The 23,314-nt window shown below is 47.5% G+C and carries 21 protein-coding genes; 3 read left to right on the forward strand and 18 right to left on the reverse strand.

Going from position 1 to position 23,314, the window contains the following annotated elements; translation table 11 throughout:
* The first annotated feature begins 8 nt into the window (after positions 1 to 8).
* Positions 9 to 698: a class F sortase gene (locus HPY27_RS07560; RefSeq protein WP_017248176.1), complete on the forward strand. Its 690-nt coding sequence runs from the start codon at positions 9 to 11 to the stop codon at positions 696 to 698.
* Between the two features lie 28 nt (positions 699 to 726).
* Here the strand turns inward: HPY27_RS07560 and HPY27_RS07565 are convergent, their stop codons facing one another.
* Positions 727 to 1,614, reverse strand: coding sequence for a LysR family transcriptional regulator (locus tag HPY27_RS07565; RefSeq protein WP_017248175.1), 888 nt, complete (start codon positions 1,612 to 1,614; stop codon positions 727 to 729).
* Positions 1,615 to 1,729: 115 nt separating this feature from the next.
* On the opposite strand from HPY27_RS07565, the gene leuC reads away from it, so the two are divergent.
* Entirely contained in the window at positions 1,730 to 3,160 is a 1,431-nt protein-coding gene (gene leuC, locus HPY27_RS07570; protein WP_174224889.1) for a 3-isopropylmalate dehydratase large subunit, read from the forward strand.
* Positions 3,157 to 3,741 (forward strand): 3-isopropylmalate dehydratase small subunit, encoded by a 585-nt coding sequence (gene leuD / locus HPY27_RS07575; protein ID WP_017248173.1) that lies wholly within the window; start codon positions 3,157 to 3,159, stop codon positions 3,739 to 3,741. Before leuC ends, leuD begins: the two co-directional genes overlap by 4 nt.
* Before the next feature lie 77 nt (positions 3,742 to 3,818).
* Here the strand turns inward: leuD and HPY27_RS07580 are convergent, their stop codons facing one another.
* From HPY27_RS07580 to HPY27_RS07660, 17 genes are all read right to left on the reverse strand, one after another.
* Positions 3,819 to 4,325, reverse strand: coding sequence for a GNAT family N-acetyltransferase (locus HPY27_RS07580; RefSeq protein ID WP_174224723.1), 507 nt, complete (start codon positions 4,323 to 4,325; stop codon positions 3,819 to 3,821).
* Between the two features lie 117 nt (positions 4,326 to 4,442).
* Positions 4,443 to 6,101 (reverse strand): AMP-binding protein, encoded by a 1,659-nt coding sequence (locus tag HPY27_RS07585; RefSeq protein WP_017248171.1) that lies wholly within the window; start codon positions 6,099 to 6,101, stop codon positions 4,443 to 4,445.
* A gap of 79 nt (positions 6,102 to 6,180) precedes the next feature.
* Positions 6,181 to 6,978, reverse strand: a complete 798-nt coding sequence (locus tag HPY27_RS07590) for a phosphotransferase (RefSeq protein WP_017248170.1) — start codon at positions 6,976 to 6,978, stop codon at positions 6,181 to 6,183.
* 64 nt (positions 6,979 to 7,042) lie between these two features.
* The gene (locus HPY27_RS07595; RefSeq protein ID WP_017248169.1) at positions 7,043 to 7,519 is read right to left on the reverse strand and encodes a hypothetical protein; all 477 of its coding nucleotides are present in this window, start codon (positions 7,517 to 7,519) and stop codon (positions 7,043 to 7,045) included.
* Between the two features lie 92 nt (positions 7,520 to 7,611).
* Positions 7,612 to 8,103 (reverse strand): YajQ family cyclic di-GMP-binding protein, encoded by a 492-nt coding sequence (locus HPY27_RS07600; RefSeq protein ID WP_069845290.1) that lies wholly within the window; start codon positions 8,101 to 8,103, stop codon positions 7,612 to 7,614.
* A gap of 20 nt (positions 8,104 to 8,123) precedes the next feature.
* Positions 8,124 to 8,912 carry an SDR family oxidoreductase gene (locus HPY27_RS07605; RefSeq protein WP_173621622.1) on the reverse strand — a complete coding sequence of 263 codons (789 nt, stop codon included), beginning with the start codon at positions 8,910 to 8,912 and terminating at the stop codon, positions 8,124 to 8,126.
* Positions 8,913 to 9,036: 124 nt separating this feature from the next.
* Complete coding sequence (locus tag HPY27_RS07610) at positions 9,037 to 12,132, reverse strand: efflux RND transporter permease subunit (protein WP_174224724.1); 3,096 nt, start codon at positions 12,130 to 12,132, stop codon at positions 9,037 to 9,039.
* 4 nt (positions 12,133 to 12,136) lie between these two features.
* Complete coding sequence (locus HPY27_RS07615; RefSeq protein ID WP_174224725.1) at positions 12,137 to 13,360, reverse strand: efflux RND transporter periplasmic adaptor subunit; 1,224 nt, start codon at positions 13,358 to 13,360, stop codon at positions 12,137 to 12,139.
* Positions 13,361 to 13,607: 247 nt separating this feature from the next.
* Complete coding sequence (gene pepF, locus HPY27_RS07620) at positions 13,608 to 15,467, reverse strand: oligoendopeptidase F (protein ID WP_106835958.1); 1,860 nt, start codon at positions 15,465 to 15,467, stop codon at positions 13,608 to 13,610.
* 97 nt (positions 15,468 to 15,564) lie between these two features.
* Positions 15,565 to 16,851, reverse strand: coding sequence for a UDP-glucose dehydrogenase family protein (locus HPY27_RS07625; protein ID WP_174224726.1), 1,287 nt, complete (start codon positions 16,849 to 16,851; stop codon positions 15,565 to 15,567).
* 12 nt (positions 16,852 to 16,863) lie between these two features.
* Entirely contained in the window at positions 16,864 to 17,937 is a 1,074-nt protein-coding gene (locus HPY27_RS07630; protein ID WP_017248162.1) for a glycosyltransferase, read from the reverse strand.
* A gap of 26 nt (positions 17,938 to 17,963) precedes the next feature.
* The gene (locus tag HPY27_RS07635) at positions 17,964 to 18,914 is read right to left on the reverse strand and encodes an NAD-dependent epimerase/dehydratase family protein (protein WP_174224727.1); all 951 of its coding nucleotides are present in this window, start codon (positions 18,912 to 18,914) and stop codon (positions 17,964 to 17,966) included.
* Positions 18,911 to 19,714 carry a glycosyltransferase family 2 protein gene (locus tag HPY27_RS07640; protein ID WP_017248160.1) on the reverse strand — a complete coding sequence of 268 codons (804 nt, stop codon included), beginning with the start codon at positions 19,712 to 19,714 and terminating at the stop codon, positions 18,911 to 18,913. The genes HPY27_RS07635 and HPY27_RS07640 overlap by 4 nt, the downstream gene beginning before the upstream one ends.
* Entirely contained in the window at positions 19,711 to 20,757 is a 1,047-nt protein-coding gene (locus tag HPY27_RS07645) for a glucose-1-phosphate thymidylyltransferase (RefSeq protein WP_017248159.1), read from the reverse strand. Before HPY27_RS07645 ends, HPY27_RS07640 begins: the two co-directional genes overlap by 4 nt.
* Before the next feature lie 122 nt (positions 20,758 to 20,879).
* Positions 20,880 to 22,052, reverse strand: coding sequence for a glycosyltransferase family 4 protein (locus tag HPY27_RS07650; protein ID WP_173621620.1), 1,173 nt, complete (start codon positions 22,050 to 22,052; stop codon positions 20,880 to 20,882).
* Positions 22,033 to 22,455, reverse strand: a complete 423-nt coding sequence (locus tag HPY27_RS07655) for a hypothetical protein (protein ID WP_069845301.1) — start codon at positions 22,453 to 22,455, stop codon at positions 22,033 to 22,035. Before HPY27_RS07655 ends, HPY27_RS07650 begins: the two co-directional genes overlap by 20 nt.
* Positions 22,456 to 22,560: 105 nt before the next feature.
* The gene (locus tag HPY27_RS07660; RefSeq protein ID WP_069845302.1) at positions 22,561 to 23,244 is read right to left on the reverse strand and encodes a DnaD domain-containing protein; all 684 of its coding nucleotides are present in this window, start codon (positions 23,242 to 23,244) and stop codon (positions 22,561 to 22,563) included.
* Positions 23,245 to 23,314: the final 70 nt, after the last annotated feature.

A 23,314-nucleotide genomic window follows, 5' to 3' on the forward strand; every position in this document is an offset into this window, starting at 1 on the left:
TGCGACCTATGAAAAAACTGCTCGGGTCCCTTCTATTCATTAGTTTGGTTACAATCGGTTGCGGCCATACAGCTAAACAACCTGTCGAAGCTCCCAAAATCGTAAATACCATGCAAAAACCAGCAGGGCCCATCCATATCAAACAAACGGTTACCGTTTATGGTCCTTCGCTGCCACCTCAACCGACGTTCCTTCCTGCCCCTCCTCTTCCAGACGGAATCATGCCGACACTTCTACATATTCCAAAACTGAACCTGCAAGCTCGTGTAGAACCGGTCGGCGTTTTACCGAATGGGCAAATGGGCGTCCCAAAGGCTTTTGATCGCGTGGGTATTTTGGCGCCATGGACGAAGCCCGGGATGAAGGGAAATGCAGTGATCGCCGGTCATTTTGATCATTATACGGGTCCAGCTGTTTTTTACCATCTGAAAAAACTAAAGCCTGGCGACAAAATCACGGTGCGTGAAGCAAAAGGAAGAACGCTAACCTTCCAGGTTCGCAGAGTAGAAAGCTTCCAGACAGCCGAAGCCCCCATCGATCAGATTTTCGGAAATGCAGAGAGCTCACATCTGAATTTGATTACCTGCTCCGGCAAATTTAACAAGAAAACACAGGAGCATGCTCGTAGGCTCGTCGTCTTTTCCGAACTTGTTCAAGATACAATACCGCAAGATGAAAAACCCAGTGTTCGCAAATGATTGCGGCGACTGGGTTTCTTGTTTGCCTTTATATTTTGCCACCCTGCTCGATTAGACATTGAACAAATGCCTCTGCCGGACGAGACAAGGGCTTGTCTTTTCGATATGCCACCACAAGAGTCCGAGATGGCTTGGTTTTTATGCGCACATAAGTTGGTGGTTCAATTGTTCCAGGTGCGAGCGTAATCATTTTCGGAGCAAACGACAACCCCATACCTGCTGCAACAAGTGACTGAGCTGTCTGGATGTTCGAGCTCTCAAACACGATTCGCGGTCGGAATCCCGCCTGCTCACAGAGCCGGAGCGAAATCGTGCGGAAGCCTTGTCCTTCTTTTAACAGGATAAAAGGCTGATCAGCTACCTCTGCGAGATCGACTTCTTTTCGTTTCGCGAGCGGATGATTGGCCGGTACCGCTAAAAAGATTTCTTCATTGATCGCGGGGATGATTTCCAGAGACGGATCACTGATGGGCATCGTTAGTAGGCTTACATCAATTTTCCCCCGCACAAGTAGCTGCTCCAAATGACTCGACGTTTCCTCCATCAATTGCAGCTCGACACCGGGAAATTGCTGTGTAAACGTAGGCAACACCCTTGGCAGCACGTACGCCCCTGTAATCGGTAGACTTCCTACTAGCAATTTGCCGCTTTCTCCTATGGCATAAGCTCGCATTTCCCTCTCTAGACCCTCTGACATGTCGACGAGCGTTTGCGCCACCTGTATGAAGCGCTGGCCCGCATCAGTCAGTTCTACGTGCTGCGGCAAGCGATGGAACAAGCTGACACCGAGTATTTTCTCCAGCTTCGCAATTTGCTGACTCAACGATGGTTGGGCCAAATGTAATCGATTGGCTGCCCGAGAAAAACTGCGTTCTTCCGCAACAGCGAGTACATAACGAATTTGTCGTAACTCCATATAGACCTCCCGATAGGCAAAAACTATCCTTCTTATAATTATTATATCTTTGAACTATTCTCTTTGCCATGTTACAACCTTGTTAAGAGTTTTTTGATCGAAGGAGGAAAACATGATGACAGCCCGTACGATGTTTGAAAAGATTTGGGACAATCACGTTATTCACGAAGAGGCAGGCAAGCCGAGCCTTTTGTATATCGACCTGCACCTGGTTCACGAGGTGACTTCGCCGCAAGCTTTTGAAGGACTCCGCTTGGCTGGCCGCAAAGTCCGCCGTCCAGAGCTTACCTTCGCAACCATGGACCACAACGTACCGACTGCTGACCGTTTCAATGTCAAAGACCCGATTTCTCGTCAACAAATGGAAACCTTGACGGCGAACTGTGAGGAATTCGGGATTACACTCGCGGATCTGAACAGCCCAGATCAAGGGATCGTCCACGTCATTGGTCCTGAGCTCGGGCTCACGCATCCAGGTAAAACAATCGTCTGCGGTGACAGCCACACCTCCACTCACGGAGCATTCGGTGCCCTCGCCTTCGGTATTGGTACCAGTGAAGTGGAGCATGTACTCGCAACGCAATGCTTGCAGCAATCCAAACCAAAAACGATGGAAGTACGCGTAAATGGCGACCTGCCATTCGGTGTCAGTGCAAAAGATTTAATTTTGGCGATTATCGCAAAATACGGAACTGATTTTGCAACTGGTTACGTCGTAGAATACACAGGCGCTGCGATCCGCAACCTAACTATGGAAGAACGCATGACTGTGTGCAACATGACGATTGAGGGTGGCGCTCGTGCTGGCTTAATCGCTCCTGACGACACTACTTTTGACTACTTGAAAGGCAAACGTTACGTTCCACAAGGGGAAGACTTCCTTTCAGCTGTCGAGGCTTGGAAAGAGCTGTGCACGGACGAAGGCGCTGCGTTTGATGCCTGTGTAGAAATCGAGGCAGCCGAGATCGCACCGCAAGTTACCTGGGGAACGAGCCCTGGTATGGGTACGAACATTACAAACACCGTTCCAAACCCTGAGTCATTCGAGACAGTCGCACAGCGCAAAGCGGCACAAGATGCTCTGGCGTACATGGACCTTGCACCTGGCACTCCTATGAGCGAAATCAAAATCGATCGCGTGTTTATCGGCTCCTGTACAAACGGTCGGATCGAGGACTTGCGCAAAGCAGCCGAGGTGGCAAAAGGACGCAAGGTCTCCCCTTCCGTACACGCGATGGTCGTTCCTGGCTCTCAGGCAGTTAAACAGCTCGCTGAGCAAGAAGGCTTGCACCTCATTTTCCAAGAAGCTGGCTTTGACTGGCGCGAATCTGGTTGTTCCATGTGTCTGGCGATGAATCCAGATATCCTTTCCGAGGGTGAGCGTTGTGCTTCTACCTCCAACCGGAACTTCGAAGGACGTCAAGGACGCGGCGGAAGAACGCATCTGGTTAGCCCGGAAATGGCAGCAGCAGCAGCTATCGCAGGCCACTTCGTCGACGTACGTGAATGGAAAAGCGAGAACGCTAGCAAGGAGGTATTCCAATGAATCCATTTGTCATCCACACCGGAGCGGTAGCCCCACTCGATCGTGTAAACGTAGATACCGACGCAATTATCCCTAAGCAGTTCTTGAAGCGCATTGAGCGTAGCGGTTTTGGTCAATTCCTGTTCTACGAATGGCGCTTTACTGTCGATGGTGCGCCAATCGATACGTTCATTCTGAATACGCCTGCGTACAAGGAGTCTACGGTCCTTCTTGCCCGCAACAATTTTGGCTGCGGCTCCTCTCGTGAGCATGCCCCATGGGCTCTCCTTGATTATGGCTTCCGCTGTGTGATTGCTCCATCCTTTGCGGACATTTTTTACAACAACTGCTTCAAAAACGGCATCCTGCCGATCAAGTTGAGTGAAGAGCAAGTCGATGAGCTGTTCAATCGTGCTCAAAACAAGCCGAACTACCAGCTGACCATCGACCTGCAAGAACAAGTCGTTCGTGACAGTGAAGGTCTCTCCTATCCGTTCGAGGTAGACTCCTATCGTCGTTACTGCCTGCTGAATGGTCTCGACGATATTGGAATCACGTTGCAGTATGAAGATAAGATCACTGCATACGAAGCAAGTCGTTAATTTATCATCCATAGCGTAGCGCATAGAAAAAACGAAGGCATCCACTATTGTGTCCCTTCGCTTTTTCTATGTTTGTCCTATAGATGAATATACATGTGGTTCTCATCAAAGTATTGATCGCCGATTTTCAGTGCCCGCTTCTCTAAACCGTATGGGAGAAAACCCATTTTTTCATAGAGACGAATGGCACCCGGATTGGTCGTGACGACAGCGAGCTGTACCGTATCAATATCTCCCCGCTTCTTCAAATACGCGAGCTCGGTCTGCATGAGTGCTTGCGCGACACCCGTCCCCCGATAAGCTTCACGCACGTACATAGAGACGATAGATGCTTTGTGTCTTGCTTTCATCCCTCGATGGCGGAAAAAACCGATGATGCCAGCCAGATGTCCTTCCACAAAAGCTCCAAAATAGCCGCTATCCCCCGCCTCTCCTTGCGAAAGTCTTCTCAGCCACTCTTCCCCAGGCATTTGAATTTCCTCTTCATAGGTAGAGCCGAATGTATCTGGATCAGTTTGTAGCCCTTCCAGTCTAATTTTAATGAGCTTATCTGCATCATCTGGTACCAAAAAGCGAACTTCCATTCTAAGCTGCACCTCTCCCATTTTTAATTTCCACTTATCTTAGTCAAGAGTTGCTTGAAAGTAAAGAACTATCTAAAAAAATAGCCAGGAGCATCTCCCTGGCCTATGAACCTCTTCCTATGCAGTTCCCGTCTGATTGGGGTTGCTTTGCCCAAACAGCTCCAGTGCTTGCTCCCGCAGCTTGAACTTTTGAATTTTACCAGAAGCGGTCATCGGATATTCGTCTACAAACTGTATGTAGCGAGGGATTTTGTAATGAGCGATCTTCCCTTCGCAATAGTCCCGTACCTCATCCTCCGTCAACGTTTCGTGAGGCTTTACCCGAATGCACGCCAATACCTGCTCGCCGTATTTAGCATCAGGTACACCTACAATCTGGACATCCAGCACGTTTGGATGTGTATAGAGGAATTCTTCCACTTCACGAGGATAAATATTTTCCCCTCCGCGAATGATCATGTCTTTAAGCCTGCCAGTAATCCGATAGTAGCCTTCTTCATCGACGGTTGCCAAGTCTCCGGTATGTAGCCAGCCTTCCTGATCGATCGCTTTCACTGTCTCCTCTGGCATGTTGTAATAGCCTTTCATGACCAAATATCCTCGGGTGCACAGCTCGCCTTGTACACCTGGCGGCAAAATGTCTCCTGTCGCCGGATCGATGATTTTTGCTTCTACCTCTGCATGGAGACGACCGACAGTGGATACTTTTCGCTCGAGGGAATCCTCTGGCACAGTCTGTGTGATGACGGGAGAAGCTTCGGTTTGTCCGTACGCAATCGTAATGTCACGGATTCCCATTTGATCGACGACCTTCTTCATAACCTCAATCGGGCATAAAGAACCAGCCATGATGCCTGTTCGCAGCGAGCTCAGGTCACGCTCGGCAAACGTCGGATGGTTCAGCTCGGCAATAAACATGGTTGGTACACCGTACAATGCTGTGCAGCGTTCAGCCTCCACAACCGCAAGTACCATACCGGGATCAAAGGCGATGACAGGAACCATCGTCGCACCAGTTGCTACACATGCCAAGGTCCCCATCACACAGCCAAAGCAGTGGAAAAACGGAACAGGAATGCACACCTTATCCTCTGACCCGAGCCGCTGACATTCCGCTACCTTGACCGCATTGTTGACGATATTGACATGTGACAGCATGACTCCCTTTGGAAAACCAGTCGTCCCCGATGTGTACTGCATATTGATGACATCATCAGGGGAGAGCGTCGCCTGACGCGCGATCCGCTCTTCTTCCGTGACCAATACAGCACGTTCGAGTAAATCACTCCACAAAAACATTCCGGGTTGTCGCTCATTCCCTAGATAGATCACATTTTTTAAATGCGGAAGCCTTTTAGATTGTAGCGCTCCTGGATCACACGTCTGTAACTCTGGGCAAATCTCTTGAATCATGGCGAGATAATTCGCATCGCGATAAGAATCCATTAAGAGAAGCGTCGTCGACTCGGATTGACGCAACAAATATTCCAGTTCATGTACCCGGTAGCTCGTATTGACCGTTACCAGTACACCGCCCATTTTCGCCGTAGCAAACTGGGAAATCACCCATTCTGGAACATTAGTTGCCCAAATCGCGATATTGTCCCCTTTTTGAATGCCAAGAGACATAAATCCCCGCGCTGCCTGATTGCATATCGCTTGAAATTCCCCAAACGTATAACGGAGCCCTCGTTCGTGATAAACCAGCGCTTCCTTTTCCTGATATTTACTGGTTGTGTCGTCTAACATATTGCCGATTGTGGTCATATGAATCATACAAGCACCCCCAAAACATTCAGACTATTCTGTATTATTCTTCTTTTACGCCACAATCCCTTCTTTTTCCATTATCGTCCTATACCCATTCGTTCTTGTGTTCCTTGATAAAGGCAATGTCCTCTTGATAGTGAAGAATATGACCTTCTTCGACCATCTTTTGAAAAGCAGCATCGCCTTCACTGGCTTTTCTGGCAATGGTTTTGCATAGTCCTTCTAAACGAAGCAAGACCATTTCTAGCGTACCTTCCTTCATTTCCATCCCGTACGATTCAAAAAACATGGCCACTCGCTGTTTTCGCTGATTGGCATGCAGCAGTGGTTGGTAATGGATTTTTTCTCCAGATTCCGTTAAAGAAAATCTACTCAAAGGCACGCAGGTATAGAGCGTATAGGCGATATCCCAAAGTCTTGGACCCGGAGCCGCTAAATCAAAATCGATAATGCCAATCGGTACTTCTTGATGGAAAATGATATTGTACATAGCAAAGTCGTTATGACAGATGATCTCACGCGGGCCAGGAGTGTGATCCAACGAATGCCACTGATCATCGAAAGGAAAATCACTCACAGAATCATGATAAAGCCGAAGCATTTTCGCAATTTCTTGTAACGCTTCGTTTGCATGCATATATTCCTTCCAAGGATAATGACCTGCCTCTCCTTCAATAAAGGACAGGATTTCTCTCCCCTTTTCATCCATGCCTAAAAATTTCGGCGCATTCGGATATCCTTTTCTTTCCAAGTGCTTCAATAAATCATGGATGTTCTTGCTTCCTGGCTTTACTTCCCTTCTAACTGTATGGCCAGAACGGTAAACGTTCGTGACGTTTCCGCCCGCTAATAATTCTTCTTTCGACGATGACGATTTTGACATTGCATGAACGCTCCTTTCTTTTGACGAAAAAAGAAAGCGTCCCTGTTGTGGAACGCCATCTACTTTACTGCACGACGATTTTTTTCGTAACCTCTACCTTGTATGGCAGGTGGTTGCTGTAGTTGAGCTCTACCCGAATTTCATGCTCTCCCTTGGGCAACTTTTTCAGTAAAAATTCTGGTTGATAAATCATCCCTTTTGGCTCGCCATTCAGGTATAAATGTGCGTGCCCCTCACCAAAGACTGGTGCCTCTGCCAATTCTCCATTGTCCTGAACAAACGTGAAGTTCTCCGTAAGCAAGGATACTTCTGCCGTCGTCCCATCCATCTTGACCTCCATATTCAGCGCTGGCTTTTCTGACCCTGCTGGCTGGTTCATGGGTGCCGTCGCTGTAACAGAAGTAGTTGGATCTGACGGTCGATAAGAGTCAGAGACGCTCAGAGGGTCTTTGACCAAAAGTACGATTCCCGCCACTAGTACTACAAGAAAAACGATTCCGCCCAAAATGAGATTGCGCATACTGATAATAAAGACCTTCATGTCTCTACTCTCCCTTTCGCAAGTGCTTGTCACTTATTTGTACATGCATATGCGAGAGTGAAGAGAGTTAGAAGCAAAAACTTTTCTAGTAGTTAACGATAGTTAATAAATTGTACTTCCAATGGCAGATCAGCCTTGCGAATTGCGTTAATGATTTGCTGTAATTCATCTTTGCTTTTTCCCGTCACGCGAATCTGATCGTCTTGAATCTGTGTTTTTACTTTGACCCCTGTATCTTTGATGATGCTGTTGATCTTTTTCGCATTGTCTTTGTCGATCCCCTGCACTAGCTTGACACGCTGACGGACAGTACCACCCGCTGCCGGTTCAATTTTGCCGTAGTCGAGGTTTTTGATCGGGACATCCCGTTTGACAAGCTTCCCAAGTAAAATGTCTTTTACCTGACTGAGCTTGAAATCGTCATCGGAGACGAGAACGAGCTCTTCCTTTTCCAAGGAGATGCTGCTCTTGCTCCCTTTGAAGTCAAAGCGATTTTCTATTTCTTTTAATGCGGTCTGAATCGCATTGTTCACTTCGGACAACTCTACTTTGGACACGATATCAAATGAGCTCTCTTTACTCAAAGAAATTCTCCTCTCTTTTATTAGATCGCACGGATCAAGCCACCATCGACGAGGAAGGATTGACCTGTCACGTAGCTGTTTGCTGGCGAAGCCAAGAACGTCACCATGCGAGCAAACTCGTCAGGCTGACCGTATCTGCCCAATGGGATTTGCTTCTCCCAATTTTCTCTTACTTCATCTGCACTGATGCGCTTCGCCTCTGCGGTAAGCCCATCCAATTGTGCCACACGATCCGTCGCAATTCTGCCAGGCCCGATGGTATTAATCAGAATCCCATCTGGTCCGAGTTCTGAGGAAAGCGTCTTGGATAGGCCCAATACCCCTGTACGAAACGTATTGGACAAGAGCAAATTCTCAATCGGCTGTTTAAAGGACGAAGAAGCGAAGTTGATGATTCTTCCAAATTGGTTCGCTCGCATATGCGGCAAAACAGCACGAATGGCTCGTACATAGCTGAGCAAATTTAACTGGAAGGCTTGCATCCACTGTTCGTCGGTGAGCTGATCGAATCTGCCTGTCGCTGGCCCTCCTGAATTGTTGATTAAAATATCGACGCTGCCAAAATGCTTGACCGTTGCTTCGACAACTCGCTTTATGTCTTCTTCCTTTGTCACATCCACTGTTACGGCTAGAGGTGATTTTCCAGTAGCCTGTTCGATCTCAGCACGAACGATTTCCAGAGCAGCTTCATCTCTACCACATATCGTGACATTCGCTCCTTCTTGGGCGAGGCACTGCGCTGTTGCCTTCCCCAATCCTTTTGATGAGGCGAGTACTAGAGCCGTTTTTCCTTGCAAATATAGATCCATGTGCATGCTCCTTTCATGGTTCACTTTTGTATGTATCTTGATCTCTTTATTCTACAGAACTTTCAGACGAAGGAAAAGCAAAAGAGAAGGGGTACAGCACATACTCCCCTTCTCTTGCGAATCGCTATACCTCTGTCGGAGGTACGTTCTTATCTTTATTTTGTTTTGCTTCTCGTTTCGCTTCGCGCTTCGCCTGGCGAGCCTCTTTGCGCTCCAGTCTTCTTGCCTTCGCCCCCTCAAACAGGGAGTACAGAACTGGAACGAGCACCAGTGTCACGATTGTGTGGAAAATCAAGCCGGAGATAACGGCTGTTGCGAGTGGAGCTTCCAAATCAGAGCCTTCCGCCATTGCAAGACCCATCGGTAGCATCCCGAGAATCGCCGTCAACTTCGTCATGATAACGGGACGAATACGTTCTTTCGTTCCTTGGATGATCGCCTCTGCGGTTTCCATTCCACGTTTACGCAACAGGTTGATCCTGTCGATCAAGAGGATCGCATTGGATACGACGATACCGACAAGCATGATAATCCCGATCATCGCCATTTCACCGAATGTCCGCTGCGTAAGGACGAATCCAAGCACAACACCGACCAAGGCCATTGGAATCGTCAGCATGATGATAAACGGTTGGGACATCCGCCCGAACTGGGCAACCATAATGACGTAAATCAGAGCCAGAACCCCCAAGAATACGAAGATCCCCTGGTTTATATTCGTGCTTTGCTCTTTTAGCTTACCGGCAATTTCCACCTTATATCCTGCTGGTACAATCACGTTTGGCAATTTCTCATTAATCTCACGGCCTACTGGGCCTAAATCACTTCCCAGCATCTCAGCAGAAACCGACACGATACGTTCGCCTTCTTTACGCTCAATCGTGATCGGAGACTTACTGTACTCCATATCTACCAGATCTGCCAAAGGCACTGCTGCCCCGTCTTTCGATGTCACCATAATCGTTTTGAGCTGATCCGGGTGCTTCAGCCAGTTGTCCGGCATCTTCGCAACGACGTCTATTTCGATTCCATCTTGTGTGATGGACGTAATTGGTTGGCTGCCAATTAACACGCTCAGTTGTTGCAAAAGGGAACGGTGATCTACATTCAGTCTGGTAAGCGCTTCTTGTTTTGGCAGCAACGTAACTTTTTCTTTTCCTTCTTTAAAATCGTTGCGAATGTTGGTGAGCCCGTTGATCGTGCCAAGCATCGCTTCCAGATCGGTTGCGATCTTCCGCATGACTTCCATGTCATCCCCGTAAACATCCAGTTGGATCGGGCCGCTTCCCCCTTGTTGTCCGAAAGACATGGAGACGGAATCGATTCCTGGGGTCGCATTCAGGCGCTTGTTAATATCCTCATTCAAAGCGTCCTTTTCACGTGTTCTCTCCGTCTTCGGAATTAAGGAAATGAACAATGTTGCTTCTTCCTTGGAAGTGAAGAAGAATACATCCTTGATTTCCGGGATCTCCCGCATAGATGTTTCCGCGGTGATGGCTGCTTTTTGGGCTGTTTCCAACGTAGTACCAATTGGCATTTTCATAGTGACAAAGACGATATTTTCATTTGGGTTAATTCCTTGACCCATTTTCATAAAAGGTGTGAGGAAAGCAGAACCAACCAGCAATGCTACTGCGAGTAAAATTGTTTTCATTCGATGTCTAATCGCTACATGTAAAATACCGCTGAATACACGAATGATAAAGTGTTCCTTGCCTTCTCCTTCTAGTGAAACGTGCTTATCCTTCTGCAAGAAGCGATTGGAAAACACGGGAACGAAGAAGAAAGCAGCGATCGTCGATGCAATAATGGCAGCGGATACCGTAAAGGCGATTGTGGCTAAGACCGGTTTCAGCCAATCTTCAAAATCGGCAAAGACAAGTGGCAAAAAGACGATGATGATCGTGAGCTGCGAGGTGAACACAGGTGTCAAAACTTCTCTCGTTCCTTTAATAATTGCCTGCTTCAGCTCTTCGCCCTTTTCCCTGTAGTGATAGATACTTTCCAATACGACGATGGCGGCATCGACGATCAAGCCGACTGACAAGCTAAGTGACAGCAAGCTGATCATATCGATGTTGTAGCCTGCGAGTTTCATCGCGATGAACGTCATCAACGCAGAGAGCGGCAGCGTCGTAGCGATAACGAGTGTGACCCTCCAGTTGCGAAGGAAGACGAACAAGATGATGATCGCAAGCGCCCCACCAATCATGACATCCCGGCTGAGGTTGCTCACGGCATGCTCGACAAAGGAAGCTCCTTCGAACATGACTTTGATGTTGTATTTGCCGTTTGCTTCTGTGTTAATTTTGCGAACGACTTCTTCTACATTCTTTTGTGTCGTGATCAAGTCATAACCGTCTGCCCGCGTCACGCTGAGTTGAATAAACACAGAACCGTTTGTCAAGGCGACGAAGTCTTTTACTTTTCCACGCAAATCTTCAATTTGTGCCAGTTGATTCAGAGAAACGGTTCCTCTCGGTGTATCAATTGGCAGAGCCTCTATTTCCTGTGGAGTCTGATAAGTATTGTCAATCATGACAACCGTATCAAATCCCGTGTTCTCCAGTGTACCAATCCCTTGCTTCCAGTTTGTATCCTGAAGCTGTGAAATGATAGCCGCTGGCGTTGTTTGATAGGCATTCAATCGCTGTGGCAAAAAGGAAATGGTAATTTTATTCTCGAAGCTTTTCTCTTCTACGATTACTTCCTTGACGCCCTCGACTTCTTCAATGCGATCCTTGATTGAGGTTTTTGCCAAACTCAGCATGGTCTTTGGTTCTGCTCCCACGACGGCAAAATCAATCATTTGATCGCTACCCATATTGCTCTGGAAGATATCTACAGAGTCAACGGCTTTCGGAAAACCGTTTCGGAGACGGTTAACGGCATTTTGTACATCTTGCTTAACCTGCTCGCCTTTGCCTTCATTTGCAGAAACATTGATTCTGACAAAACCTGCACTTGTTGAAGAAGAGTATTTTTTAATATCATTAATCGATTTTAGTTCTTGCTCTACTTTCTTCGTTACTTTTTCTTCCATCTCTTCTGGTGGCAGTGCACCACCGGAAATTCTTACGTTAATATCAGGGAAGTTCGTCTTTGGAACGAGTTCGATATTAAAGCTGAATAAGGACCCCAAGCCTGCAATGACGAGCAAAAATGTAAACAAGTAGACGATTAGCTGTCTTTTCAGCAAAAAGAGAATCATCTTGTTCATGCAACTATTCTCCCTTCGCCTCTACTTTTTGCCCTTCGACGTAGAATGTAATTCCACTGCGCAGGAGCTGGTCGCCTTCTTTCACTCCAGATACGATTTCGATGGAGTCTCCGACCAATTGACCGGTCTTCACTGGTTTTTTTACTGTCAGTCCATTCTCTACTGCCATCACGTAATGGTCGGTTTGACTCACGCCGACACTTTCCAGCGGCACGAGGAAGCCATTCACTTGGCGCGGCACCTCAATTGTTGCGGCCATTCCTCCACGCCAGTAACCATCTGCATTCGGAATCGTGATCTCGACGCGGTACTTCCCTGTATCCTTGTTCACAACTGGAGAGATAAATGCAATGGTTCCTTCACTTTTCTTACCATCGTCCGCCAAAGCCTGCACCTTCGTTTTCTCACGGAATTGGCCGATCAATTCATTGGAGACATCCAAGGTTACTTTAACTTCAGACAAGTCGACAATACGAATAATTTCTTGACTTGGAGAAGCCTGCTCTCCGATTTGCAGCTTTACATCCACGACTGTTCCTGCGAATGGCGACTGAATTTTCGCATCATCCAAGCTCTTCTTCGCACGGTCTACACCGCCGGCAGCGGCTTTAATCGATGCATTGGCGACCATGACATCTTCTGGTTCCGCTCCTTTTTGCAGCTCATTCAGAGACAGCTGAGCGTCACGCAGGGTAATCTCTGCTTGCGTAACAGCCCGTTTACTTGCATTTATTTCGTTTTGCGAAATGGCTCCGCCAGCAAACAGCTTCTCACTTGTTGCGAGGTCCTGCTTTGCTTTATCCAAACTGTCTTGCGCACTTTTTACCTGCAAACGCTTCTGCTCAAGTGCTTCTGCTGTCGCGCCCTTTAACGTCTTGATTTTCCGCGCTGCTGCTTCCTCTACTTGCCCCTGTGCTGCTGCAATTTCTTTTTGGGTGTAACGCGTATCCAATGTGGCCAATAACTGACCTTGCGCGATTTTTGCTCCTTTGGTCGCGGAGATCGCTGAGATCGTTCCGCCTGTACCAAACGACAGTACCGCTTCCCGCTTAGCTTCCACCATCCCTGTGACCGCGAGCATCACTGGCTTTGTTGCTTTTTGTACCTTTACAACCTCTACTACCTTCGCCTTTGCCTCTGTCTGCTGCGGTGCCTCTGGTGCTGGTGCTGAACAACCTGCTGCGACCAACATTACCGAAGCCAGAATAATCGATGCCCGTTTTTTCACAAGAATTCCTCCAAATTTTCACAATCATTCCTCATGGCGTAATTGTGCCAGTTTTTACCTCTGCTGCAAAACAGTCAGCGGGTGGAAATTCATATCCGCCCCGAGACGGAGACCAGCACCTCCCAGCGCATAAATAAATACGCAAGAAAACTGGGAAAGTTACCTTTTATTGGACGATTTTATAGAAAAATTTACAAAAAAAGCAGCCAAGTCATAGACTTGAACTGCCTTTTGGATTTGATCCCTGTTATTGTTCGATCAGTTGTTCCAGTTCTTCGAGCAATTCCTTGAATACACTTAATGCTTCTGCAATCGGTGTTGGCGACGTCATGTCTACGCCTGCGCCCTTAAGCAGATTGAGCGGATAATCTGAGCTACCGCCCTTGAGGAACTGCAAATAACGATCCACGGCTGGCTGGCCTTCCTCCAATATCTGCTTGGAAAGAGACGTCGCGGCAGAGAAGCCAGTCGCGTACTTATACACATAGAAGCCTCGATAGAAATGAGGAATCCGCGCCCATTCCAAATCTACCTCGCTGTCTACGACCATATCCGGGCCGTGATAGGCAACATTGAGCTCACGATAAATGGTACTGAGAGATTCCGCTGTCAGCGGCTCTCCCTGCTCTTCTTTTGCGTGCACAATTTTCTCAAACTCAGCAAACATGGTTTGACGGAATACCGTTCCACGGAACTGCTCCAGGTAATGATTAATCAAGTACATGCGCTGTTTCTTGTCAGTCGTCGTCTCGAGCAAATGATTCATCAGAAGTGCTTCGTTCAATGTGGAAGCCACTTCTGCTACGAAAATCTTGTAATCGGCATACGTGTAAGGCTGTGCGTGATTGGAATAGTAGCTATGCAAGGCATGCCCCATCTCATGCGCCAACGTAAACATGTTGTTGACATTGTCATGGTAGTTCATGAGCACAAATGGATGTGACGTAAAGGCGCCCCATGAATAGGCTCCGCTTGTCTTCCCTTCGTTTTCATGCACATCGATCCAACCGTTGGAAAAACCTTCTTCCAAAATGCGACCGTACTCCTCACCCAGAGGATGAAGGGCTTCTTTAATCGTTGAGACAGCCTGATCATACGGGATTTTCATGTCCGTCTCAGGTACGATTGGCACGTACAAATCGTACATGTGCAATTCATCTACGCCCAATAATTTTTTGCGCAAAGCAATGTATCTGTGCATGAGCGGAAGATGCTCATGGATCGTTGCAATCAGGTTATCGTAAACAGGGAGCTCCACATTATCGGCAAACAAGGCTGCGTACAGGGCAGACGGATATTTTCTCGTTCGTGCGTAGAAAACATCCCCTTTGATGGCAGATGTCAACGAAGCTGCGATTGTATTGCGGAACTTGCCATACGTGCTGTACAACGCCTCGAATGCTTCTTTGCGCACGCGTCGATCTTTGCTTTCCATGAACTGCGTATAGCGTCCCTTGGTCAGCTCGACTTCTTCGCCATTTTCATCCGTGATCATCGGAAATTTCATGTCAGCGTTGTTGAGCATCCCAAAAATTTTGGAAGGAGAAGACACAAGTTCGCTCATATTTGCCAGCAATGCTTCTTCCTCGGCGGACAGCGTATGTGGCTTGAAGCGAGTTATCTCTTCCAACAAAATGCGGTAGTGCTCAAGACCTTCTACTTCTTTGATCCACGTTTGCAAGTCTTCCGTGGAAATCGCCAAAATCTCTGGCTGTATGTACGAAATGGAACCATATACTTGCGTGCTGAGGCTGGTCGCCCTGTCAGTCAGCCCTTGATACTTGCTGTTCGCATTGTCTTCGTCTCGACGCATACGTGCATAGACGTACACTTGATCAAGCGTCTTCAATAATTCATCTTGCAGAGTCAACACGGCCAGCAACTGTTTACCGGAAGTAGCTAGAGAGCCTTTCATTGCTGCGATTTTTTCTGTGAGCTGTTTTACTTTTTGTACGTCCGCTTCCCAATCATTATCAGTGGGATACATGTCCTCAAGACGCCATTTGTATTCAGCGGGGACGTCACTGCGTTTCGGCAGTGTTTTGCTTTTATTCACCGTGATCACTCCCTCGTTATTCATGTAAGATGAAATGGTCAAATCATCCATATGTGTATCCTATCGCATTATGCCTACAGGTTCAAATCAATCAGGCGCTTTCACGTTTTCCACAGAAAAAAAGCCGAGCTTTCCCGTGATGGAAAAGTCAGCTTCTCCCTACTCCAATATAGTGAAAGCCTGCTTCCTTTACCTCCTGGTTCGGCCAAGCATTTCGTCCGTCTACCAAGAGCGGCTGCACCATGCTTTGATGAACCTGTTTCCAATCCAGTTGGACACACTGTTCCCATTCTGTGACCAAAAGAGCCGCGTGTGCTCCCTCGCATGCTTCTGCCGCGGATTGCGTGTACGTGATCTGTGGAAACTGCTTGCTGACACCAGGTGCTCCAATCGGATCGAACGCCTTCACGGAAGCGCCTTTTTGCAGAAGTGATTCTATCAATTTGAGCGAAGGCGCTTCGCGGATGTCATCCGTATCCGGTTTAAACGTCAACCCCAAAACGGCAATTTGTTTGCCTTTCAGATCAGGGAGTTGCAAGCATAACTGCTCCAAAAACCAGCCAGGTTGTGTAGCATTCACCTCTCGCACTTTATCCAAAATGCTTAAGTGAATATTGTGCTCTGCTGCGAGCTGCAATAACGCAATCGTATCCTTCGGAAAACAGGAACCGCCATAGCCTACTCCTGCCCGTAAAAATTGGGGACCGATTCGGCTGTCCAGTCCCATACCTCGCGCAATCGTCACAATATCCGTCCCGAGCGCGGTACTCAACCGTGCTAGCTCATTCATGAAGGAGATTCGGGTTGCCAAAAATGCATTCGAAGCGTATTTGATCAGCTCCGCGTTTGCTCTGGTGGTAATTACTCGCGGTGCCTTCACGCCATTGTACAGCTCCTCCATGCGAGCCGCTGCCTGAGGACTATCTACACCAATGACGATTCGCGAAGGCTCCAATGCGTCCAATAATGCACTCCCTTCCCGTAAAAACTCCGGGTTGGATGCAACAGATACACCTTGACAGCCAGCCAGCATCCCCGCTACTTTTTCGCCAGTTCCGACTGGTACGGTACTCTTGATTACCACGATGCGTTCTTTCGGCGCGAGCGAATGGACCTTTTCCATGTCAGAAACAGACCCAAGTACATACGTTAAATCGGCTGTGCCGTCTGCTGCTTCAGGTGTCCCCACACAAATGAAAAAAATCTCTGCGTCCTTCGCCTCTGTCAGATCCGTATAAAAAGCTAGCGCGCCATCATCCAATACTTTTTTCAATGCCTCTTCTAAGCCTGGCTCGTAAATCGGCGAGATCCCTTGCCGCAATTTTTCTACTTTGGACGCAACGAGGTCAATACCGATCACCTGATGACCGTTTATGGCAAGGGAGACAGCAGTCGTCAAACCTACGTAGCCGGTCCCAATAACTGCAACTTTCATTCCTTCACCTCATCATTTTTTCGACACACGTAAATAGAGCTCTTCTAGCCTCATCCGTTGCTTATGGATATCGTGGTTTTTTTCTACTTTCAGTCGAGCCTCCGTCGTGACCTGTGCCCACTCGTGGCTATCTGTTAGTACACGATTTATCATTTTCCCGAGTGCAGTCGGTGATTTCTCCGGAACCAGATATCCGGTCACTTTGTTTTCGACCAGCTCCGGAATCCCCGCGTGATAGGTGGAAATGACAGGGCGTCCGCTAGCCATCGCTTCCATGATGACATTAGGAATCCCCTCTTGGTTGCCATTTCTCGCTGTCTTACATGCGATGATGAACAAATGGCACTTAGCCAGTTCACGCTGGACTTCACGATGTGGCAGAGCTCCTTTGAGCACGACTTGTGTGCCTAACCTGTTTTTCTTGATCAGTCGTTTGAGCTTCTTTTTTTCTTCTCCATCGCCTACGATGATTAGCTTCGCCTTGGGATGTTTTTTTTGCACGTGGGTAAACGCCTTGATTAACGTATCCATACCCTTTTTTTCAGTCAGTCTCCCTACGCTTAGCAATCGGTACTCCCCATTTTCCACAGGCTGTGGCGGCAGCATGGGAAATTTGCGTAAATCAATTCCTGAGCGGATAAGGGTAATTTTGGATGGGGGACAGCCCAGATGAATCAATCTCTTTCTCATGTGATTGCTCACGACTGTAAACGCATGGCCCTTTCGAAAGAGACGCGTGAGGGACCTTCTGTACAATGGATTTTCTTTGACGCGCTTGGTGGCATCAAAACCGTGAAAGGAAGTGATCAGAGGGAGCTTGCTTTTTTGTGCATGAGGAAGTAATTCTAATCCAGCAGGACCAAAACGGGCATGCAGGCACTTAAATTTTTTTCGTCGCAGCCAAGTGGAGAGGCCGGCCATATGCTTGCGCACATAGACCGGCGAATAAGGAAATTGTTTTCGGTTAAAGGCTCGCTGTCGGGTTAACACCACGGGTTTGACCACTTGATGTCCAAGCAATTGCTCGTAAATGAACGTTTCACTCTTGGGAAGAAACTTTCTGCGATAAACGAGGACCCGATGCATGCAACTGGCCTCCTTGATGACGGGTATTACCCCTTCGATTGCGAACGAATCTCTGCTAATTGATGGCTAAGGCCCTCTTCTAGCGTCACTTTTGGCTTGTATCCCAAGCGTTGTTGGGCAAATTGGATATCCGCACAGGTTCGTAAGGAGTCACCTGCCGGCCCATTTTGATACGTAATGCGAGGGGTCAGATTCATTAACGTACCCATGATGGATAACACATCGATGAGCTTGATTTCCCGATCGCCACCCACATTAAAAATGTCACCGGGAACAGCATGCTGTGCAGCGAGCAGATTCGCCTCTACCGCGTCTGTCACATACGTAAAGTCTCGTGATTGCTGGCCATCCCCATAGATGACGACCTGCTCGCCTTTCATCATTTGACGAAAGAAACGATGAAAAGCCATATCGGGACGTTGTCTGGGACCGTATACCGTAAAGTAGCGCAGCATGGTAACCGGGAGTCCATAAGCTTTTACATAAACGGAGCAGATTTGCTCCATCGCTTCCTTGGTCACACCATATGGGGAAACTGGGCGAAGAGGCGCATTTTCATTGGTTACTGTCCCTTGCATCGTCCCGTAAACCGAGGAAGAGGACGAAACCACGATGACAGGTGGCTTCGGTCTGTGCAAGCAAGCCTCCAGCAATTCTTGTGTAGCCAAAATATTATGGCTAACATAATCAGCAAAAGACTTTCCCCAACTGTTTCTCACGCCCGGCAAGGCAGCGAGATGGAAAACAGCATCGACGTTCTCAAGCCAAACGTCCCAGCGCCCAGTCTGAAGCGTTGTAGAGTGGAAGGTGAAGGCAGGATGTTTTCCTATTTCGGCCAGATTACGCAGTTTCGCAGCAACATCGTAGTTATCGATAAACCCGTCTATCCCGATGACTGTCACGCCATCGTTCAACAAGCGCTGTGTCAAATGAGACCCAATAAAACCTGCACAGCCGGTGACAAGAGCTTTCTTCATCGCCTCCGACGCCTCACTTTCTTCAGCCTTTTAATGACTAAATAACCTTCCTTGTAACCATAGATGGCCTTGTACTTCTTACCCCACCTGTTCAGATAAAATTTGAATGTTTTTTTTCGCAAATAATTACGGCGGAACTTCATTTTGCTGTCTGTGAGCTGACCTTTATGCTTCGTCCGGTTGTACAGGATCTGGTTGATGTATCTCACCCGATACTTTTCAATTAATCGCAAAATGATTCGCCGGTCCTCCATAATCCTTCCCTCGTATCGATCCGAGGTATCCCAACCACCCACTTTGTGCAGGGCTTCTACGCGATAGCAACGTGGAGAAACCATCCAGCGATTGTACTTCAGAAACTGGTATTTGTTATGAAATGTCTTATGCTTCACCTTAATCGTTTTGGTATACTTTCCGCTCCTAACTTTCCAGATGTTCATGTTGCCATAGAAGAGAGCTGTGCTTTTCTTGCTTTTGTGAATGTACTTTTTGAGCACTGACAGCGTTCGTTTCGGTAACCAGTCATCGGAGTCGAGTTGTACGAGATAAGGGGTATCCACCATGGACAATGCCTGATTCATGACTTTGCCGATTCCAGAATTTTGTTCCATTCGATGATACATAATGTTTGGGTGGTACATATATTTTTCAATTTTACTTCTGGTGTGATCGGTGGACGCATCGTCAATGATCAACAGCTTCCAATCTTTTGAGGTTTGATTCAAGACGCTGTTGATGGCTTTGCGAATAAACTTGGCTCGATTGTATGTCGGAATAACTACAGTAAAGGTCGGATTCATACGTCCTCCCTCTTGAAAGCCGGAATGCAAATGGACGATTTGTCGCTTACAATGAAGACTCCTGTACTGTTAGAAGATTGACCCGTCAACATCGATGAGCGGCCGAAAACGCTGTTTGTTATTTTCCAAGCGATTTCTTGCAGCGAGCTGTTTTCCAGCAAGATACTATTTTCGATATACGAGCAATTTCTCAAGCTTACGCCATTTTGGATCGAGACGTACGGTCCGATTTGGCAATTTTCAATCACACAATCATCACCGATTAGTACCGGACCCGTAATCTTCGAATTTTTCACTATGGTTCCTTTGCCAATTTGATGTTGATTGCCTAGCTCCCTCGTAAGCATCCACTGGTTGGCCTCCAGCCAGCGATCAATGGTTCCCACATCCGAATACTTTCCGTTGGTGACGGAGTGAGCCAACTTGAATCCGCGATTAATCATCGATTGAATCGCATCCGTTATTTCTAGTTCGCCTCGGGGAGATGGCTGCAGGGTAGCAATCGACTCAAAAATAGGTGGCGTAAACAGGTATGCGCCAATCACTGCCAGGTTGCTCTTTGGCTGACGTGGCTTTTCCTCTACAGAGATTAGTCGTCCTTTTTGTACTTCTGCGATCCCATAATCCTGTGGTCTCTCCACTTTACTTAGCATCACGACACCGTCAGATTTTCCCTGCGTAAACGCTTTTGTAAGTCCGTGAAGCGAATCCATCAATAAATTATCACCTAGTAGCAAGATAAACGGTTCGTCTTGTAAAAACGGTTGCGCTAGCTGGACAGCATGGGCAATTCCCAGTCGTACCTCCTGCCTGATAAACGTAATGGTAGCCCCGAATTGACTACCATCGCCCACCATGGGAGGAATCTGTGATTGAGAAGGATGTATCACGATGCCAATGTCCTGAATGCCCACTTCACGCAGTTTGCGAATGCAATAGTGTAAGACCGGGTGATTGGCCACAGGGAGGAGGGTTTTCGGTTGCGAATAGGAAAAGGGGTGCAGTCGCGACCCACGTCCAGCACACAAGATTAACCCTTTCACAAGTATCACTCCCCAGTTGTGCTCTGCGATACTTATAAGGTATGCGTATCTGGATAGCTGGACAGGGCAGACGTCCACATTGGCGCAAGAAAAGGCAACCACCTACATCCTTTCCGTTCGAATTAACCAGTTTTTAAAAGCGGTTGTTTCTCTTCACTTCGCGTTGGAACAACTGTTTCAAACACGTTCAGATAGCCTTGCGCTGTCGCGTACCAAGAAAAAAACTTGGCTCGTTGCAGGGCCTGTTTGCCCATTTCATTCCGGACAGCAGGTGAACTCCACAACAGTTCCCAGACAGCAGGCAATCCTTTTTCCCAATCTTTTGGCGGAATGATAAAGCCACTTTTCTCGTGGGCAACGACTTCACGAATACCACCACGTGGAGTGGAAATGACGGGCTTTCCGGAAGCCATTGCCTCTAAATTGACACGGCAAAACGCTTCTTTCCAAACGGATGGTGTCGCCACGACATCCCCAATTTGATAGTAAAGCGGCATTTTTGCGGATGGTACGAAATTGACGAAACGTACCTTCTTACCCAAAGGCTTCGCAAGTCGCTTGAGCTCTCGAACATACGGGTTCAGGCGATTACTGCCGTATCCCGTACCGCCCACAATGACGAGTTTGGCTTTCGGGTCTTGTTTGCTCACCTGGCGAAAGGCTTTGATCAGCACATGCACCCCTTTTCCGCGCATGAGTCTGCCGGCATAAAACAAGACGCGATCATCTGGCTTCAATCCGAGTTCTTGGCGCATTTTTTTGACCGCTATCTTTGCAACCTGATAAGGAGTGACATCGACTCCGAGGTGAACCGCATGAATTTTATTGGCAGGAATCTTGCAAGTCCGAATAAAATGTTGACGTAAAAATTCACTGTTCGTAATAAAACCTGTTGCCAGTCGAACGGCACGCCGCATATTTTCCTTGCTGATGATAGGCTGTGACCCATACACGTGAGAGTGCATATTCACAAAGACCGGGATCTTGGGAAAATGGCGTTTTAATGTGAGAACATAGATCGGTCTGTTTTCCACGAGGATGACATCTGGCTTGTTTTTTTTGATATGGTTAATAATCCGGCGCAAATAAGGCTTTGGCCCTTTATACGGGACGCGAATAAACTGCCGGTTTTCTTCCACGGATGAGGTTGGATAGGTCGCACATTGACGCGTGTAGATCTTCACGTTATGCATGGGCTCGATCATCTTTGTAACCTCGTCAATATCGTGTTCGACCGAGCTTCCTTTGACCGGTGGTACAGAAAAGGGACCCGGACTAATAATTGCGATGTTCATTTCGCTCGATCTCCCACTCCTTTTTCAGTGAAAGAACTACTTGATACAGGTACTGCAATTGTTTAGTATGGTTCCCTTCAAGCTTCTCCCATCTTTCTTCCCACGAAGCCAGAGCCTCTTTCAGCTCCATCACTTCTTGTTCAAGCTTGTGAACCTGTTCCACGACTACCTCGTCGGTCTCTCTCATAATAATTTCGAAGGTAGGCTCCAAGACCAGTTCCTTCGGCTGCTCTACTGTTGTTTTCACAACCAACTCTTGAACGTTTTCCGTTACTTCCTCTTCCTGTTTTTCATTGGCTTTTACGATTGAAATACGTTGAACTGCCTCATCTACGACATAACTTCCTGAAAACACACCTGGCGTTACCCAATGAGACAGATCCCATTTTTTTCGTTTTTCCACAAGTCATCGCCTCCTGAAGCTTGCATCTACGTAATATGTTATGACAGACAAGGAAAATGGGTACGTGTACGGTGACATAGAAAAAACCGCTTGATTTGGATGAAATCAAAGCGGTTGCCCGTGGTCTCTCATATTTGCTTGTCTACGGAAGTTCAAGCTGTAAAGACGTGCTTGTTCTACGGTTGTAATCTGCTGCTTTTGCCATTCGAGCAAGATCCTGTCAATATAGCGGATGTGGAGTTTGCCCACGGTTGCAGCCTCACGCAAAGCGGTCAATATCAATTCTTCCTGATAGCCGTCCTGTTCGGTCCACATGTGGATGTTCTCCAATTCAAATGGCGCTAACGGGCGACCAAATGCCTGTTCAAAACGAGCGTAAATGGCAACAGGTTCGGCATCCAGAGAAACGGCCACTTCCATAAAGGGCTCCATGCTTCTCGGGTCTGCTTGCTGCTCCCGCCAGGTCTGGTACAGCTTTTTGTACAAAGGGGTCAAATTGTATTGCTCATGACGCATGCCAGTCTGAGGATCGATAAACTCATCTATCGTAATCCAATCTTCTTTTAATAGCTTTTGTAGAGATTGAATCAATTTCCTGCTCGTCATGGACATGCGTTCCTCCAGCTCGGTTAAGGTCGGGAATCGATTCCCTTCCTGCTGAAAGGATAACAGATGAATCAGTAGCATCATCTCGTCATCAGTCAATGACATACGCTTATACATTTTCAAAAGAAGGTTGGAGACCGATGTTGCTCCTTCTTGCAACAATTGCAATATATGGGAGTCCATAACGCATATTCACCTCTGGGTTGGAATAACAAGGGAGTGCGTAAAACGCGCTGTCAAACAATAGGAACAC

Source organism: Brevibacillus sp. HB1.1 (assembly GCF_013332445.1).
Taxonomy (GTDB): domain Bacteria; phylum Bacillota; class Bacilli; order Brevibacillales; family Brevibacillaceae; genus Brevibacillus; species Brevibacillus porteri.

What these genes read in the sequence shown, in the direction of transcription:
- HPY27_RS07590 (WP_017248170.1), bottom strand. Translation starts at nt 6,978, where the DNA reads ATGTCAAAATCGTCATCGTCGAAAGAAGAATTATTAGCGGGCGGAAAC.
- HPY27_RS07580 (WP_174224723.1), bottom strand. Translation starts at nt 4,325, where the DNA reads ATGGAAGTTCGCTTTTTGGTACCAGATGATGCAGATAAGCTCATTAAA.
- HPY27_RS07635 (WP_174224727.1), bottom strand. Translation starts at nt 18,914, where the DNA reads ATGAAGAAAGCTCTTGTCACCGGCTGTGCAGGTTTTATTGGGTCTCAT.
- pepF (WP_106835958.1), bottom strand. Translation starts at nt 15,467, where the DNA reads ATGGATGATTTGACCATTTCATCTTACATGAATAACGAGGGAGTGATC.
- HPY27_RS07595 (WP_017248169.1), bottom strand. Translation starts at nt 7,519, where the DNA reads ATGAAGGTCTTTATTATCAGTATGCGCAATCTCATTTTGGGCGGAATC.
- HPY27_RS07650 (WP_173621620.1), bottom strand. Translation starts at nt 22,052, where the DNA reads ATGAACATCGCAATTATTAGTCCGGGTCCCTTTTCTGTACCACCGGTC.
- HPY27_RS07605 (WP_173621622.1), bottom strand. Translation starts at nt 8,912, where the DNA reads ATGGATCTATATTTGCAAGGAAAAACGGCTCTAGTACTCGCCTCATCA.
- HPY27_RS07565 (WP_017248175.1), bottom strand. Translation starts at nt 1,614, where the DNA reads ATGGAGTTACGACAAATTCGTTATGTACTCGCTGTTGCGGAAGAACGC.
- HPY27_RS07560 (WP_017248176.1), top strand. Translation starts at nt 9, where the DNA reads ATGAAAAAACTGCTCGGGTCCCTTCTATTCATTAGTTTGGTTACAATC.
- HPY27_RS07660 (WP_069845302.1), bottom strand. Translation starts at nt 23,244, where the DNA reads ATGGACTCCCATATATTGCAATTGTTGCAAGAAGGAGCAACATCGGTC.
- HPY27_RS07625 (WP_174224726.1), bottom strand. Translation starts at nt 16,851, where the DNA reads ATGAAAGTTGCAGTTATTGGGACCGGCTACGTAGGTTTGACGACTGCT.
- HPY27_RS07640 (WP_017248160.1), bottom strand. Translation starts at nt 19,714, where the DNA reads ATGAATCCGACCTTTACTGTAGTTATTCCGACATACAATCGAGCCAAG.
- HPY27_RS07610 (WP_174224724.1), bottom strand. Translation starts at nt 12,132, where the DNA reads ATGAACAAGATGATTCTCTTTTTGCTGAAAAGACAGCTAATCGTCTAC.
- HPY27_RS07585 (WP_017248171.1), bottom strand. Translation starts at nt 6,101, where the DNA reads ATGATTCATATGACCACAATCGGCAATATGTTAGACGACACAACCAGT.
- HPY27_RS07630 (WP_017248162.1), bottom strand. Translation starts at nt 17,937, where the DNA reads ATGCATCGGGTCCTCGTTTATCGCAGAAAGTTTCTTCCCAAGAGTGAA.
- leuD (WP_017248173.1), top strand. Translation starts at nt 3,157, where the DNA reads ATGAATCCATTTGTCATCCACACCGGAGCGGTAGCCCCACTCGATCGT.
- leuC (WP_174224889.1), top strand. Translation starts at nt 1,730, where the DNA reads ATGACAGCCCGTACGATGTTTGAAAAGATTTGGGACAATCACGTTATT.